Annotated in this window: 11 protein-coding genes and 1 pseudogene; 1 reads left to right on the top strand and 11 read right to left on the bottom strand. The window is 61.5% G+C overall.

The window, feature by feature from the left end:
• Positions 1-9: 9 nt before the first annotated feature.
• The 9 genes and pseudogenes from AACY49_RS20605 to AACY49_RS20565 all read right to left on the bottom strand — a co-directional run bounded on the left by AACY49_RS20605 (position 10) and on the right by AACY49_RS20565 (position 12,452).
• Positions 10-2,805 (bottom strand): malto-oligosyltrehalose synthase, encoded by a 2,796-nt coding sequence (locus AACY49_RS20605; protein WP_339526074.1) that lies wholly within the window; start codon positions 2,803-2,805, stop codon positions 10-12.
• The gene (malQ, locus tag AACY49_RS20600) at positions 2,802-4,880 is read right to left on the bottom strand and encodes a 4-alpha-glucanotransferase (protein ID WP_339526072.1); all 2,079 of its coding nucleotides are present in this window, start codon (positions 4,878-4,880) and stop codon (positions 2,802-2,804) included. The genes AACY49_RS20605 and malQ overlap by 4 nt, the downstream gene beginning before the upstream one ends.
• Entirely contained in the window at positions 4,877-6,673 is a 1,797-nt protein-coding gene (gene treZ / locus AACY49_RS20595; protein ID WP_339526070.1) for a malto-oligosyltrehalose trehalohydrolase, read from the bottom strand. Before treZ ends, malQ begins: the two co-directional genes overlap by 4 nt.
• A 13-nt stretch (positions 6,674-6,686) precedes the next feature.
• Positions 6,687-8,273, bottom strand: coding sequence for a glycogen synthase GlgA (gene glgA / locus AACY49_RS20590; RefSeq protein WP_258695998.1), 1,587 nt, complete (start codon positions 8,271-8,273; stop codon positions 6,687-6,689).
• Positions 8,274-8,854: 581 nt separating this feature from the next.
• Positions 8,855-9,808, bottom strand: a complete 954-nt coding sequence (locus tag AACY49_RS20585; protein ID WP_339526068.1) for a D-2-hydroxyacid dehydrogenase family protein — start codon at positions 9,806-9,808, stop codon at positions 8,855-8,857.
• A gap of 13 nt (positions 9,809-9,821) precedes the next feature.
• A pseudogene (locus tag AACY49_RS20580) lies at positions 9,822-10,334 on the bottom strand (alpha/beta fold hydrolase); the annotation flags it as partial.
• A gap of 4 nt (positions 10,335-10,338) precedes the next feature.
• The gene (locus AACY49_RS20575; RefSeq protein WP_258695996.1) at positions 10,339-10,773 is read right to left on the bottom strand and encodes a YqaA family protein; all 435 of its coding nucleotides are present in this window, start codon (positions 10,771-10,773) and stop codon (positions 10,339-10,341) included.
• Positions 10,773-11,219 carry a DUF411 domain-containing protein gene (locus tag AACY49_RS20570; RefSeq protein ID WP_258695995.1) on the bottom strand — a complete coding sequence of 149 codons (447 nt, stop codon included), beginning with the start codon at positions 11,217-11,219 and terminating at the stop codon, positions 10,773-10,775. The genes AACY49_RS20575 and AACY49_RS20570 overlap by 1 nt, the downstream gene beginning before the upstream one ends.
• A gap of 237 nt (positions 11,220-11,456) precedes the next feature.
• Positions 11,457-12,452: an aldo/keto reductase gene (locus AACY49_RS20565; RefSeq protein ID WP_339526065.1), complete on the bottom strand. Its 996-nt coding sequence runs from the start codon at positions 12,450-12,452 to the stop codon at positions 11,457-11,459.
• Positions 12,453-12,570: 118 nt separating this feature from the next.
• On the opposite strand from AACY49_RS20565, the gene AACY49_RS20560 reads away from it, so the two are divergent.
• Positions 12,571-13,482 carry a LysR family transcriptional regulator gene (locus AACY49_RS20560; protein ID WP_339526063.1) on the top strand — a complete coding sequence of 304 codons (912 nt, stop codon included), beginning with the start codon at positions 12,571-12,573 and terminating at the stop codon, positions 13,480-13,482.
• A gap of 3 nt (positions 13,483-13,485) precedes the next feature.
• Here AACY49_RS20560 and AACY49_RS20555 read toward each other — a convergent pair whose 3' ends face one another.
• A complete protein-coding gene (locus AACY49_RS20555; RefSeq protein ID WP_339526061.1) occupies positions 13,486-14,448 on the bottom strand; it encodes a GNAT family N-acetyltransferase in 963 nt (320 codons plus the stop codon).
• A complete protein-coding gene (locus AACY49_RS20550; protein ID WP_445262654.1) occupies positions 14,448-15,737 on the bottom strand; it encodes a phenylacetate--CoA ligase family protein in 1,290 nt (429 codons plus the stop codon). The genes AACY49_RS20555 and AACY49_RS20550 overlap by 1 nt, the downstream gene beginning before the upstream one ends.
• Positions 15,738-15,759 lie beyond the last annotated feature (22 nt).

The raw sequence follows: 15,759 nt of genomic DNA, 5'->3' as shown, positions 1-15,759 counted from the left end.
GGACTGAACTCAAGCTTGGGTCGTTTGGATAATGAGATTGACCGGGAAAGCCCCCAGCGCGGCGCTGACCATTAGTTCCCTGTGTTTTGTGACTGCGACGCTTGCAAAAAGTCCCTTCAGATTTTCTTCAGGGGCGGCGAATGGCAATTTGACTCGGGTATCGCCCCACAGGGGCGCATCAACCTGTGGATCGGCACTGTTTTCCAGCAGTTCGGCACAGCGTATCGGTACGATCACGATAGCCCGTTTTCCCTGCCATTCCCGCGCAAACGCCAGTACCCGGTGAGCCTGGCTGCCAATCACTTCAAGGGTTTGATAAGTCCCTTTTTGAAACAGCTCGACATGCTCGGCACGCAGGTTCAACACCTGGGCAACCAGGGCTTGCTTGATGCGCCCGTCACGCCAGTTCGCCAACAGATCGGGCAGCTCCAACCGCCAGTGCATGGCCTGCTGACGGCTGACGTAATCCACCGGTCGACGGTTGTCTGGATCGACCAACGTAAAGTCCCAGAACTCGTTGCCCTGATAGAGGTCCGGAACCCCCGGCACGGTCATTCGCAGCAAGGTTTGCGCCAATCCATTCAGCGCGCCCGGTGCGGCAATGCTCTGCGCGGCCGCACCGATGGCCGCGCGCAGTGGCTGGCCTTCGGGGCTCAGCAGCAGACGCTCGAGAAACCCGTGGGTCGCCTGTTCATACGCCTCGTTTGGCGCGCTCCAGCTGCTTTGCAACTTGGCTTCGCGCAGGGCTTTTTGTTGCCACTGCCAAATACGTTTGGCGTAGTCCTCGAGCGCCACTTGATCGTCACTGCGCAGTTCCAGTGGCCAACTGCCGAGGATCGCTTGATAGAGAATCAGCTCATCGCCCGCCGAGGGCGCGCCGGGGTCGGTGCGCAGTTCGCCGGCGAGGTTTCGCCAGTGTTCGACCTGTTCGGCATACCAGGCGCTGCGTTCGCTCAACACCGCCAGCCGCGCGCGGCTGTCTTCGCCGCGTTTGTGGTCGTGGGTCGCGGTGGCCAGCAGGTTGTCGGGGAATTCGGCGAGGCGATTAACGCAGGCAGCATGGAAGTCGGAAACCGGCGCACTGAACTGCTCGGTGTTGTAGCCGACATCGTTGCGCGACAGCAGCACCGCCGAGCGATAGAGCGCGGTGTCTTCCACCGCCTTGGCCGCCGCCGGTGAGGTCAGTTGCTGGAAGCGCACGCACGCATGCTTGAGCAGTTTGCGTGGGCGGCCCATTGGGTGTTTGCGCCAGGGTTGGCCACCGAGCCAGCCGGCCAGGCAGTCGAGCACCGGCCAATCGGCTTCGCCAAGGGTTTGCCTTGCACCGTCCATGGCCTGCTGGAAAAACGCCTCGTCCTGAGCAAAGCGGCCCAAGGGGCTGATGTAAGTGCGGTACACCGGGAAGTGCACGATCAATTCCTGCAAGGCCCGACGGATCGCGCCGAGGGTCAGGTCCCGCGTCATCAGGTCGTCCCGGGCCACTTGCAACAGGGCGTGGGCGACACTTTCGAAATCCCCGGCCAACGAGCCGTTGAGAATCTGCTGGCGCGCCAGTTGCGCTTCCTGGCGGAAATCGGCGGGCCGTTCGCTGTGCCGGCTCCAGAGCTCACCCAGGGTCCGGGCGCCTTCGGGGTCGTGTTGCAGCAACGACAACTGGTTCATGAATTCGTAACCGGTGCTGCCATCGACGCACCAGTCGCGGTGCAGGGTTTCGCCTTCGCCGAGGATCTTCTCGACGTAGATCGGCAGGTGCCGCTGCGGTGACAGGCGATCGACCCTGCGCCGCAGTTTGCGGCAGTAACCGCGCGGGTCGGCGAGGCCGTCGATGTGGTCGATGCGCAGTCCGTCGACCAGGCCTTCGGCCACCAGCTCGAAGATTTTTGCATGGGTCGCTTCGAACACCGCTGGACGTTCGACGCGCAGGCCACCCAGTTCGTTGATATCGAAAAAGCGCCGCCAGTTGATATCGTCCGCCGCGGTGCGCCAACTGGCCAGGCGATAACTCTGGCGTTCCAGCAGCGTGTGCAGACGCTGGAAGCCCTCGGGGTTGAGCGAGTCGTAGGTGCCGAGCGTGCGCTGGATGGCGTGCAGAACGGCCGGATCGCTGGCCAGTGCCCGCAGCTCCATTTTCAGTGGAATCGCCAGACTGTGGGCGTCGGTCTGATAGCTCAAGGTACTGAAGCGGTCCGCCAGGGATTTGAGCCGCTCAGCCTGTTCGGCATGCAATTGATCATCCGTCTTGAGCAGTTCGCCGTAGTTCGTGGGGCAAATCGGGAAGTGATGTTCGTAGTGCTCGACATAAAAGGCACCGCGCCGGGCATCGAAGCGCAAGGGCAGGGTGCCGTTCTGCAAGGCGACGCCGTAATCGCTGCCCAGGAAGGGCAGCAGCAACTGGCCTTCCATCAACGGGTCGGGCGAGTGCCATTGAATGTCGAAGAACTCGCCGTGAGGGCTCAGTCGTCCCCATTCCAGCAAGTCGAGCCACCAGGGGTTATCGCCACCGCCGACGGCCATGTGGTTGGAGACGATGTCGAGGATCAGCCCCATGTGCTGTTCGCGCAACGCAGCGACCAAACGGCGCAAGGCAGCTTCGCCGCCCAGTTCAGGGTTGACCGTGGTCGGGTCCACCACGTCGTAGCCATGCATGGAGCCTGCGCGGGCGGCGAGCAGCGGCGAAGCGTAGACGTGGCTGATGCCCAGACTGGCAAAGTACGGCACCAGCGGGATCGCCTGATCCAGGGTGAAGTCTTTATGAAATTGCAGCCGCAGGGTCGCCCGCAGCGGTGGGTTGAGCGGTTGCTTCATTGGTCACGCTCGGCCGCCTGAAGTCGCGCGCAGGCGAGCAGTTCCAGGCGGCGGGCGGCGTCCGGATCATCGAGCAGGGCTTCGCTGTCGCCAGGTAGCCTGCGGGACCAGTTGGGATGGCTGTCGGTAGTGCCGGGCAGGTTGGCCTGCTGTTCGATACCCAGGGCATCTTCCAGCGGCAGCAACACCAGCGGCGCGCGGGTATGGCCGAGGAAGCGGACGCTGGCGTCGAGCACCTGATCGGTTTCGTGGGACTCTTCGCGAAAATTCTGCGGGTCCTGGCTCAATACCCGACGCAAACCTTCGCGCTCGCGTTCGCGATGGTGGCGCCATTCGATTTCACCCGTGGCGTCGGTCAGGCCCAAGCGAGCGCTCCAATCGATATCGCGGCCATGCCACCAGCCATTGAGCGTCGGCAGGTCATGGGTACTGGTGGTTGCCAGGGCGTTGTCCGGCCAATCGAGAATCGGCTTGAAGTGGGTGTTGTCCTGTTCGAACAGCAGCACGCGCATGCCGAGGATCGAGCGCGCGATGAGTTTTTCCCGCAGGCCATCGGGTACGGTGCCGAGGTCTTCGCCGAGCACGATGGCCTGATGCCGATGGGATTCGAGGGTCAGCAAGCGCAGCAGGTCGTCCACCGGGTAATAGAGGTAGGCGCCGTCGCTGGGCGGTGCGTCGTTGGGGATCACCCACAGTCGTTGCAGGCCCATGACATGATCGATGCGCAGGCCGCCGGCATGGGCGAAGTTGGCCCGCAGCATTTCGATGAACGCGCGAAAGCCGTTGCGCACCAGGCCTTCGGGGGAAAACGCGGAAATGCCCCAGCCCTGGCCCGTGCGGTTGAGGATGTCCGGTGGCGCACCCACGGTCAGGGAGGCGAGTAATTCGTCCTGGCGACTCCAGGCCTGGCTGCCGCCGCCGTCGGCGCCCACCGCGAGGTCGGCGATCAGGCCGATGCCCATGCCGGCACCGCGGGCGGCGGCCTGGGCGCGTTCCAGGCTGCGGGCAATCAGCCATTGGCAGAACGCGTAGTAGCCGATGCGGGACGAGTTTTCTTCGGCAAAATGCGCAAGAGCGGTGCTGCGCGGGTCACGCCATTGCTCGGGCCACGCGCGCCAGTCGAGGTTTTCACCGCGCTGCGCACGGGCTTCCTGAATCGCTTCGAAGCGGCAATGATTTTCCAGCGCTTCGCCACCGGCATGGCGGAAGCTGCTGAAGTCGGCATGCAAGGGGTGTTCGCCGTGGGTGAACCCTTCGTACAAGGCTTCGAGCAAGCGGTGCTTGGCTTCGGCGGCGGTGGGCCAGTCGATCAGCGGCAGTGCTTCGAGGTGCTTGAGCTCAGCGCCAAGGCCGGTGGCGTCGATCGCGGTGCGCAGGGCGCGCTCACCGAGAATGGCACCGGGCGCCGCGTACAGGCTATTGAGGAACAAACGGCTGGATGGCGAGTAAGGACTGTAACGCTGGGTGTCGCCGCTGAACATCGCGTGCAGCGGGCTGATCGCCAACGCTTCGGCGCCCCGTTCGCCGGCCACCCGGGCCAGATCTTCGAGGGCCTGGGTATCGCCGAAACCGCCATCGCCGGGACGGCGCAGCGAGTACAACTGCACACTCAGGCCCCAGGCACGCGGGTTTTGACTGTCAACGGCGTCGCCGACGCTGTAGCAGCGCTCGGGCGCCACCGCGAGGGTGAAGGATTGATCGTCGATGCTGACGTGCTGATAACCCACCGGCACCAGCCCGGGCAAAACAGCGTTGTCATCCAGCTTCAGGTTGATCCGTGAGCCGTCTTCCAGATGAATTTCACATGGGGTTTGCGGTGCGAAGTAGTGGGCCAGATTAAGGCCGACGCCCACGTCGCAGGTCAGCAGCGGCGGCAGGTGCCGGGTTTGTTGCACCTCCTGTAGTTGCAGCAGGCTGGCGTCGATTTCCTCGGCGGTGTCGGCGGGATGGCCAAGCCCGGCCAGCACTGAGCGCAGCACCGCCGGGGCGACTTTTTGTGGGCGGCCATTGGCGTCGATCCAGTCGACGGCCAGGCCTGCTCGGCCGGCCAGTATTTCCAGTTGTGCATCGCTCATGGGCGCTCTCCATCCGGGGGTAGCAAAGGGGCTGCGGCCGTGAGGCTGACGAGCGCGCAATGCGGGGCAAGTGTGCCCTGATCCAACAGGTCGGCCGATTGCGGCGGGTATTCGAACAGCCGCGTCGCGTTGGCCTGTGGGGTGTGGACCACGGGCGCGTCGCTGAGGTTCAGGTCAATGCGCAGCTGACTGCCATTGCCCAGCCGCCAGCGTGCCGTCACCGCGCCCTCGGCCAGTACCTGCGCACCCAGGGCCTGGGCGCCCGGCAGGTGCGGGATGATGTGCTGATGGCGGATCTGCAACAGTTGGCGATACAGGGCGTAAACCGGCGATTGGCGGCTGGTGGTCAGTGTCGGCCGCGAGACTTCGAAGGTCTGCGTCGCGTTGGGGTCGGGTATTTGCTCGCGCTTGTGCGGGTCGGCAAAGGCACTGAAGGCCGCGAACTCATTGCGTCGTCCTTCGCGCACCAACTCCGCCAGTTCACCGTGGTGGTTGGTGAAGAACAGGAACGGTTGCTCGGCGGCGAACTCATCGCCCATGAACATCAGCGGAATCATCGGCGACAACAGCAGCAACACGGTGGCGGCGTAGAGGGCATCAGGCCGGGCCAGTTGATGCAGGCGCTCACCAAAGGCGCGGTTGCCGATCTGGTCGTGGTTTTGCAGAAACAGCACGAAGGCCGTGGGCGACAAGTGACCGCTCGGCTCACCGCGTGGCGTACCGTGGCGGGTGATATGGCCCTGAAATACGAAACCCTGGCTCAGGCAGCGGGCGAGTTGTTCGGTGGGGTTTTCGGCGTAGTCGGCGTAATAGGCGTCGGTTTCACCGGTGAGCAAAACGTGCAGGGCGTTATGGCCGTCGTCATTCCACTGCGCGTCGAAACCTTGCTCCAGCAGGCTGGCCTGGTTGTGCTCGTTTTCCGCCATGAGCCACACGTGCCGCGCCGTGTCGGTTTGCTGGCGAACCCGTTGCGCCAGTTCCTGAAGGAAGTCCGGGTCTTCGATGGCGTGCACCGCGTCCAGACGCAGGCCGTCGAAGCGGTACTCCCGCAACCACATCAGCGCGTTGTCGATGAAGAAGTCGCGCACCTCGCGCCGCCGGAAGTCGATGGCCGCGCCCCACGGGGTGTGCTGGTCTTCGCGGAAAAAGCCTTGGGCGTAGCGATGCAGGTAATTGCCGTCCGGGCCGAAGTGGTTGTAGACCACGTCGAGAATCACCGCCAGGCCATGACCATGGGCCGTGTCGATCAGGTGTTTGAGTTGTTCGGGGGAGCCGTAGGAGGCCTGAGGCGCGTAAAGTAAAACCCCGTCATAGCCCCAATTGCGCTCGCCGGGAAACTGCGCCAGCGGCATCAGTTCGATGGCAGTAATGCCCAGCTCGGCCAGGCGCGCCAGATGTTGCTCGACCTCGCTGAACCCCCCGAGTGCACCGACGTGCAGCTCGTAGATCACCGCCTCATTCCATGGCCGACCCTGCCAGGCGCTGTGTTGCCACCGATAAGCGAGGGGGTCGACCACCACGCTGTGGCTGCCGATGTCGCCCGCCTGGGCGCGGGAGGCTGGGTCCGGCACCGTAAGCTCGCCATCGATGTTGTAGCGGTAACGGGTTCCTGCGGGGCAGCGGGTATTGATCACAAACCAGCCATCGGCCTGAGGCAGCAGCGGCAGGGATTGTCCGTTTTCCAGTTCAAGACTGACGTAAAACGCATCTGGCGCCCACAAGGCAAAACGCGTGTGCTCTGCGTCCAGCATGATTGCGCCGTGGGGCCAGGTCTCAAGGGTCCGTAACGGCATCGTTGAAAACCTCTTACTGTTTGCCCGATTTGCCCAGCGCTTTAGCCACCAGTTGTTCATAGAGTTCGGCGTAGGGTTCGACCGCCTTGCACCAATTGAAGGGCGCCGCCATGGCCCGGCAGCGCATGGCGTTGAGCAGGCCCGGGAAGGCGAACACCTTGAACGCGCGGCTCAGGGCTTCGCGATAGCTCTCCACGGTGGATTCGTCGAAAAGGAAACCGGTCACGCCGTTTTCAATGGTGTCGGCCAGGCCACCGGTATTGCGCGCCACCGGCAATGAACCGAAACGCTGGGCGTACATCTGGCTCAGGCCGCAAGGTTCGTAACGCGAAGGCATCAGCAGGAAGTCACTGCCGGCGAACATCCGGCGGGCGTCGGTTTCATTGAAGCCGATGTGCACGCCGATTTGCCCGGGGACGCGCAACGCCAGCTCACGCATGGCTTGCTCTTCTTCCGGTTCGCCACGGCCGATGATCGCGATCTGCCCGCCATTGGCGACGATGTATTCGGCCACCGCTTCGGTCAGGTCCAGGCCTTTCTGGTAGACCAGCCGCGAGACCACGGCGAACAGCGGACCTTCGGAGTCTTCCAGGCCGAACAGTCGGCGAACGTGCGTCGCGTTGATCGCCTTGCCGTCCCAATCGCCGATGCCGAAAGGGTGGAACAGGTGCGGATCGGTAGCGGCGTCCCAGCTTTCATCGATGCCATTGGGAATCCCGCTGAGCAGACCTTGCTGGGTCTTGGCGGCGAGAAAGCCGTCGAGGCCGCAGCCGAAGGCCGGCGTGGTGATTTCCTGGGCATAGGTGGCGCTGACGGTGGTGATGTGGCTCGAATAGGCCATGCCGGCCTTGAGAAACGACATCTTGCCGTAAAACTCCATGCCTTCCTGTTGCAAGGCATGCAGGGGGATACCGAGTTCCGGGCACGAGCCGAGGCTGGTGACACCCTGGTATGCCAGGTTGTGGATGGTGAACAGGGTCGGGGTGCGTTGCCCGCGCCAGTGCATATAAGCGGGCGCGAGGCCGGCAGGCCAGTCGTGGGCGTGCACCAGGTCGGGGCACCAGTGAATTTGTGCGAGGTTGGCGGCGATATCGGCTGCGGCGAGGCCCAGCCGGGCGAAACGAATATGGTTGTCCGGCCAGTCGCGGCCGTTGTTGGCGCCGTAGGGCGAACCTTCGCGCTGGTACAGTTCAGGGCAGATCAACACGTAAATGACCAGGCCGTCGGGCATGTCCATGCGCCCGATCTTGCAGGGCGGCAACGCGGCGTGCCCGCCCAGTTCACCGATGATATGAATCGGATTTTCGCTGTTCAGCACTTGCGGGTAACCGGGGATCAACACCCGGACGTCGTGCAAGTGAGCCATGGCTCGTGGCAGCGCGGCGGAAACGTCGCCCAGGCCACCGGTCTTCACCAGATCGGCAATCTCCGAGGTGACGAACAGGACTTTCTTCTTGTTGGGGTTTTGACTGGCTACCGGTGCCAGCGTCTTGGTGACGGGTACGCTGACCGATTTGGCGGTAAGAGCCTCCACGGCGTTCGTTTCGCCGACCTGCTGATGAGCACGCTCTCCCTGAATATCTAACGCCGTACTGATCATATGGATCTCCCCGTGTTGTTGATCTAATTCCAGGCCGGGCACAAATGGTGTTCGTGGCCAAATCCGTGACCGGGCGCAAACGCGCTACGCATCGGTGAGCAAACGCTGCCCATGCGCTGAAGCAGAATGGGTGGAGTGGCTGTTGCAAGGAATGCACCAGTCGCTGTGGCCCTACCTTTAACCTGACCCGAAGCCGGCATCGAAAGTTTCGATTTTTTTCACCGAATGACCGGCCGGTTTTACCCCGCGAAAATGAGTCTAGGCCAGAACCTAGAGCGGGGCTCGTCAACTGGGGAGATTGTTCGACAATCGGTTGAGAGAAGATGCAAGCACGGGGCTTTGCGGGGAAGCGCACCGACGAAGGGCAGGTTTGTTTTTGGGTGTGGGTCAAATCGGCACCGGGAAGTCACCGAAATGGGCGCGGTGAAACAGGTGTTTGCACCATTGCAGTGCGCAGGGTGCAGGAAGTGGTGGTGGGTTTGAGGGCCTCATCGCGAGCAGGCTCGCTCCCACATTTGCTCTGCACCGAACACAAAACCCCTGTGGGAGCGAGCCTGCTCGCCAAGAACGATAACGCGGTCTTAGTTCAGAATCCGAACCGGCGCCCCGGCCACCCAGGCTTGAATGTCCTCGATCATCTGCGAAAAAAACAGTTGGTAGTTCTGCCGGCTGACATACCCGACATGAGGTGTGGCCAACACATTGTCCAGCGTTCTAAAGGGATGATGGCGGGGCAACGGCTCGTGTTCGAACACGTCCAACGCAGCGCCCGCCAGGCGTTTTTTCTGCAGCGCCTTGATCAGTGCCGACTCATCGACAATTGGCCCGCGCGCAGTATTGACCAGCCATGCCGTGGGTTTCATCCAGTCCAGTGCCTGAGCGTCCACCAGCCCTCGGCTGCGGTCGCTGAGCACCAGATGGACCGACAACACATCGGCTTGCTCGAACAGTTCCTGCTTGCTGACGTAGGTCACGTCGACTTCGGCAGCACGTTCGGCGGTCAGGTTTTCGCTCCAGGCAATTACCCGCATGCCGAACACCTGACCGAACCGGGCGACCCGTTGACCGATGCTGCCCAGGCCGAGGATCCCCAGCGTCTTGCCTTGCAGGTCACCGCCCAGGCCTTGTTGCCAAAAACCTGCGCGCAAGGCATTGGCTTCATTCACCAGGTTGCGGGTCGCGGCCATGATCAGCGCCCAGGTCAGTTCGGGCGCGGCGTGTTTGTAACTGTCGGTGCCGCAGACCTGGATACCCAGCGCGGCAGCCGCTTTCAGGTCCAGGGCGGCGTTGCGCATGCCACCGGTCACCAGCAGTTTGAGTGTGGGCAAGCGGCGCAGCAGGTCTTCGTCGAACCGGGTGCGCTCGCGCATCACGCAGATCACCTCGAATGCGCCCAGACGCTCGGCCAGGGTTTCGTTGTCGGCGGGGTAGTCATGGATAAAACTCACCTCCCCGATGGTGTCCAGCACCGACCAGTCCACCACGTCGCGAGCTACGCCCTGCCAGTCATCGATCACCGCAATTTTCACCGCCATCAGCCTTACCTCATCAACGAACGGGATTGGTTTTGTTCAGCCAGTCGAGCAACGCCTGATGGAACTTCGCCGGTTCCTCCATCTGCGGCGCGTGGCCAAGGCCCGGGAACTCAATCAGGGTCGACTGCGGGATCAGCTTCGCCACATGCTTGCCGAGTACGTCGTAATGACTGATTTTCGCCTTGACCTCGGGCGGAGCGATGTCCTTGTTGATGGCTGTGGTGTCGCAGGTGCCGATCAGCAGCAGGGTCGGCACTTTCAGGTCCTTGAACTCGTAGTACACCGGTTGTGTGACGATCATGTCGTAAATCAGTGCCGAGTTCCACGCTACCGCTGTTTTGCCCGGTCCTTTGGCCAGGCCTGCGTACATGTCCACCCAGCGGTCAGACTCGGGCTTCCAGCGGCCATCGTAATAGGTGGTGCGTTGGTAGTCGTGGATACCTTGCGCGGTCACGTTCAGCTCGCGCTCATACCATTGATCAACCGTGCGATACGGCACGCCGAGGGTTTTCCAGTCTTCCAGGCCGCGTTCAACCCATCCAGCCCAGCGTGGCCAGGGCCAGCACACCATAGCGGGCGCCTTTGGCGAGGGTCACGATCACCAGGAAACGCCCCAGCGGTTCGCGCATGACACCGGCCACCAGCGTCAGTGGGTCGCCAATGATGGGCACCCAGCTCAGCAGCAAGGACCAATGACCGTAGCGCTGATAGTGCTTTTGGGCTTGCTGGAGGTGGCGAGGCCTGACTGGAAACCAGCGTCGGTCGCGGAACCTCTCGATGCCGCGCCCCAGCCACCAGTTCAGCAGCGAGCCCAGCACGTTGCCCAGCGTTGCCACTGCCAGCAGCGACCAGAGCCCATACTGGCCGCTGAGCAACAGCCCCACCAACACCGCTTCGGACTGCAAGGGCAGCAGGGTCGCGGCACCGAACGCCGCGAGAAACAGCCCGATGTAGGCACCCAACATCAATGGGCAGGGTAGTCCGCCACCACCACGTCAGTGCCGTCCTTTTTCAGGCCGATCACCTGGTAGGCATCACTCATGCCGTCCATTTCCATGCCGGGCGAGCCCATGGGCATGCCGGGGGCGGCAACCCCCAACAGATCGTCACGCTTGCTCAAGGCCAGCACTTGCTCGGCCGGTACATGGCCTTCGACGAATTTGCCGTTGATCAAGCCGGTGTGGCAGGACGCGAGGCGAGGCGGAACGCCGTGTTGTTGTTTGAATTGGCTCATGTCGGCTTCGACATGATCTTCAACCTTGAAGCCGTTGGCTTCCAGATGGCTGACCCATTTCTTGCAGCAGCCACAGTTGGCATCGCGGTGAACTTCGATGGGGATCAAGTCGGCGGCCTGGGCCAGGGAGGAAATGAACAGGGCGCTCAGGGCGGCCAGACGCAGGTGGGTTCGCATGGGGATTTCGTCTCGGGTTGCGGCCAAAAAAGATGCATTTTGACCCTTTTCAGCCGAGAGGAGATACGAGATTGTTTCCGGGTAATACAGCCTTGAGTAAACCCTTGTGGGGCGGGCTTGCTCGCGAAAGCGGTGTGTCAGGCGACATCAATGTTGGCTGTGCCGCCGTCTTCGCGAGCAAGCCCGCTCCCGCAGGTTCCGCATCGCCAGCCCCCTCACCACAGGGCCGGGGACCACTTATCGGTCGAGCAACTTCATGACCTCTTCCGGATAGCGCAAGCCTGCGGTGGCATTCGCCGGGAATATTGCCTCCAGAGCGTGCAATTCTTCGCGACTCAGCTTCACGTCCAGCGCGGCGACATTTTCTTCCAGGTATTTACGCTGTTTGGTCCCCGGAATCGGGATCAGGTGGTCGCCTTGGGCCAGCACCCACGCCAGTGCCAGTTGGCCGGCAGTCACGCCTTTTTCTGCGGCCAGGCCCTGCACTTGTTGCACCAGCAACAGATTTTTCGCGAAGTTTTCCCCTTGAAAACGCGGGCTGAAACGACGGTAGTCGTCCGCCGCGAAATCATCCGGACTTTTCAGTGCCCCGGTGAGAAAACCCCGACCCAAAGGGCTGTATGGGACGAAGGCGATGCCCAGGCGCTGGCACGCGGCCAGGCAACCGTTCTCCTCCTGATCGCGGCTCCACAGCGAATATTCACTTTGCAGTGCGCTGATCGGATGAACCTTGTTCGCTCGCTCCAGCGTGACGACCGATGCTTCACTCAACCCCAGGTAACGCACCTTGCCGGCATTCACCAGCTCTGCCATCGCGCCGACGGTTTCCTCGATGGCCACCCGCGGATCGATGCGGTGTTGGTAATACAAATCCAGGGTTTCCACGCCGAGGCGCTTGAGGGTGCCGTCAATCGCCTCGCGAATGTATTCCGGTCGACCGTTGACGCCCCGTGCACCGGGGTTGGACGGGTCACGGACAATGCCGAACTTGCTGGCCAGAAACACCTGGTCACGCTTGCCGGCAATGGCCTTGCCGATCAGCTCTTCGTTGGTATGTGGGCCGTACATGTCTGCCGTATCGAGCAGGTTGATCCCCAGTTCCAGCGCGCGGTGCAACGTTGCCGTGGCTTCGCGGGTGTCCACGCCCGTGGTGTAGAAATCGGTCATGCCCATGCAGCCCAGTCCGATCGCGCTCACTTGCGGACCGTTTTTGCCCAGTTGACGTGTTTGCATGACATCAGCTCCCTGTGAATTGAAATCCCATTGTTGACCTCGACAGAAACAAGATAAACCGGCTAAAACTGCTATCACTATTTGCATTTTCTAAATAATCAGCCGGTAAGCCAAAGCAATGGACCGTTTCAACGCCATGCGTGTGTTCACCCGAATCGTCGAACTGGGCGGCTTTGCCAAAGCGGCGGACAGCCTGCAATTGCCCCGGGCGTCGGTGACCATTCTGATCAAGCAACTTGAGGCGCATCTGGGCGTGCAGCTGCTGCAACGCACCACCCGGCAGATCAGCCTGACGCTCGATGGCGCCGCCTATTACCCGCGTTGCGTACGGTTGCTGGCGGATCTGGATGAGACCGAGGCCGTATTTTCCGCTGCTCGTCACAACCCCAAAGGTCTGCTGCGAGTGGATATGCCGGCGGGGGTGGGGCGTTTGATCGTGATCCCGGCATTGCCGCTATTCACAGCCCGGTATCCCTTGATCGAGCTGGAGATCGGTTTGAATGACCGGCCTGTGGATCTGATTCGCGAAGGCGTCGATTGCGTGTTGCGGGGGGGCTCGCCCCTTGACGACTCACTGGTGGCGCGGCCGCTGGTCACGCTGGATCAAGTCACCTGTGCCAGCCCGGAATACTTGCAGCGTCTCGGGACGCCGCTGTGTCTGGAGGATCTGAAGGTTCACCAGATGGTGGAATACTTTTCCAATAGCACTGGCAAACGCTACGGGCTGGAATTTGTAGTCGATGACCAGCGGCGGCTGATCGACTTGCCCAAGCACGTTTCGGTCAACAGCGCCGATGGTTATCTGGCGGCGTGTGAGGCGGGATATGGTTTGGTCCAGGCTCCGTACTATCACGTTGCCCGCCAGTTGAAGGAGGGGCGCTTGGTCGAGGTCCTGAAGGATGTGCCGCCACCAGGTATGCCGCTGACGGCGCTCTATCCTCCTCACCGGCAGTTGTCCCGGCGGGTGCGAGTATTCGTCGACTGGATGGTGGAGCTCTGCACGCAGTCGGCTAATGGTTTTTATAGATAGGACTCAAGCGGCTGAGCGCACTGCATTCAGTGCTTTGGCGCTACTGTGTGTGCTCGTGGTATTGGCGTTCAGCTGTAAGTCGTCATGTAACTGTTGCATGTGTGGGCAGTGCAGGTTGAGGGATCGAGACTGGGCACCTCGATGAAACAGGGCGAACCAGCCATTGTCGCCCGGCATGGGCATCAGGCCGGTGAAGGCGAAGCCCAGCGCCGAAAATCTGCGCAGATCCCGGGCGAAGTACCGGGACAGTTCGAGTCTGGCTGAGAGCAGCCAGTGACTGGGCAGTCGCCAGAGCTGCTCGAGCAAGTGTCTGTTCAAGCGCTGAATCACAATGTCGTACCGATGTTGGTGTTGCTTGACTTGCAAGGGCATCGCCGGTGGTGACGCCTTGTCCTGATGGGTTCCGAACACCGAGCACAGGTGCTGCATAAACGTCCGGCAGCTTTCGGGCCAAGGGATGTCGGGGAGAGGACGGGTGTGTCCGTCGATCATGTGACAGCCCATCACAATGGTTTCCGGCAGTGGTTCAGCGAATGGCGAAGGGACGTAGTCAGGAAGCAGTCCTGTACTGTAGAAGCCGATTTTTTCTGCCATGCGTTGAGTGTAGGGGTGGTGGGTCACTTGCTTGATCGAGACGCTCTTGAGCCCCAGAGCACCTGACTGCCTCAGTAACTCGCAGCTCAGACGGGTTGCGAGACTCTGTCCCTGGGCGGCGGGATGCACCACGCTGAGGGCCAGCTCCGCGGTATTCGAAGGCGTTTCGCGTCGCAACGCGGCATGCCCGAGGACGCGGGCGTCGTCCACGGCCAGCATCGATTGCCAGCGACCCTCGGCGTTGTGCTGGCTGATCATGGCCGGCAAGTAGACATCTGGCTGAGCGTAATGATCGCCGTAGACTTCTCGGAACAACCGGCTCACCGCACCGGCGTCGGAGGGACGGTAGGCGCGAACTATCAACCGGCTCATCACGCGAACTCCAGTGGGGGAACGTCATACACTCGCAAATCCAGCACCCGCAGTTGTTTGCCCGAGCGAGGGTGAAGCTCCAGGTCTGTGGTTGCGCAGGGCAGCACCCGCAACTCCAGCAGACCTTCGTGGCTCAGGTCGTCGATGGCGGGGTAGCGGGCAAGCAGCGCTTCACACAATGCGCGACGCACCGGCTCGACGGTTTGTAACTGAGGTTCGGGCACCCACTTCACGCTCAACAGATCCTTGGGGCCGGCCTGTTCGATCAGCAATTGCCATTGCTCGCTGTGCGCTACACGCTGAACGATCTCGTGTATTTCTTCGGTGAACAGCGACAGCACACCTACTCGTATTCGTTGACTGTGAGCGCTACGTCCCTTGAGGGCGAATTTACGCCTCGGGGTTGCGGTCGGTTCACGCCAACAGGCACGGTCGCCCACCGGATAGCGCAGCAGCGGCATGAGCCGGCGTGTCAGGTTGGTCAGTACCAACAACCCGGTGCGATCGCATTCTTCAATCACTTCACCGGTGTGTTCATCGACGATTTCCAGCAGGGTTTGCTGTTCGAATACCCGATGCTCGCCCAATGCACAGTCGCGATCGCTGGCGCCTATGAGTCCGGCGTCTACGCTGGCATAGCCAATGGAGGCGATGCGGGCGTTGGGGAACACTTCGCCGAGGATTGCCAACTGCGGGGCAAACAGGCTTTCGCCGCCATACAGTAGCGTCTCGACCCCACATAACACCCGCCGATGCTGCGCCAGGTAGGCCGCGAATCGCAGTAACTGTGCCGGCACTCCGGCCAGAACGTTGATCCGGTGTCGTGCGATGGCATCTGCCAGTACGTCCAGCTCGACGTCTCCGGTAAACGGAAACTCACAGATGGATTGCCCGACATGGGCCAGGGCGTCGTGAATAAACAGAAAACTGGCGTAGAGATCCCCTGAAAAGAACAGATTGGCGATCCGGTCACCCTTGTTCAGTTGAGAGGAGAGACTGCTTCCGAAGGTACTGACCAGTGTTTGCCATTCCTCGTAGGAGTAAACCGCAAGCTTGCCCTGACTGGTCGAACCTCCGGTTTTAAACACCAGCGCATCGTCGACGTTTGCGGTCAGAACCGGCCAATGACCCAAATCGTTGCTGCCGGCCCAATAGTCGGCCGCATGGGTTAATGGTAAGTTTTTTAAAGTAAAACCTTCCGTGGGCAAATGTTTCAGGTGTTTGCCGTAAAAGTTTGAGTGTTGTCGTACATGACGAACTAGTTGTTCAAACAAGCAGGTTGATTTCACTGGGATCTCTTTTTTATATCAG

The organism is Pseudomonas sp. EL_65y_Pfl2_R96 (assembly GCF_963970905.1).
Classification (GTDB): domain Bacteria; phylum Pseudomonadota; class Gammaproteobacteria; order Pseudomonadales; family Pseudomonadaceae; genus Aquipseudomonas.
This window is presented reverse-complemented; position numbering and strand designations above follow the sequence as displayed.

Coding starts and splice junctions, on each gene's coding strand:
- AACY49_RS20605 (WP_339526074.1), bottom strand. CDS start 2,805: ATGAAGCAACCGCTCAACCCACCGCTGCGGGCGACCCTGCGGCTGCAA.
- malQ (WP_339526072.1), bottom strand. CDS start 4,880: ATGAGCGATGCACAACTGGAAATACTGGCCGGCCGAGCAGGCCTGGCC.
- treZ (WP_339526070.1), bottom strand. CDS start 6,673: ATGCCGTTACGGACCCTTGAGACCTGGCCCCACGGCGCAATCATGCTG.
- glgA (WP_258695998.1), bottom strand. CDS start 8,273: ATGATCAGTACGGCGTTAGATATTCAGGGAGAGCGTGCTCATCAGCAG.
- AACY49_RS20585 (WP_339526068.1), bottom strand. CDS start 9,808: ATGGCGGTGAAAATTGCGGTGATCGATGACTGGCAGGGCGTAGCTCGC.
- AACY49_RS20575 (WP_258695996.1), bottom strand. CDS start 10,773: ATGTTGGGTGCCTACATCGGGCTGTTTCTCGCGGCGTTCGGTGCCGCG.
- AACY49_RS20570 (WP_258695995.1), bottom strand. CDS start 11,219: ATGCGAACCCACCTGCGTCTGGCCGCCCTGAGCGCCCTGTTCATTTCC.
- AACY49_RS20565 (WP_339526065.1), bottom strand. CDS start 12,452: ATGCAAACACGTCAACTGGGCAAAAACGGTCCGCAAGTGAGCGCGATC.
- AACY49_RS20560 (WP_339526063.1), top strand. CDS start 12,571: ATGGACCGTTTCAACGCCATGCGTGTGTTCACCCGAATCGTCGAACTG.
- AACY49_RS20555 (WP_339526061.1), bottom strand. CDS start 14,448: ATGAGCCGGTTGATAGTTCGCGCCTACCGTCCCTCCGACGCCGGTGCG.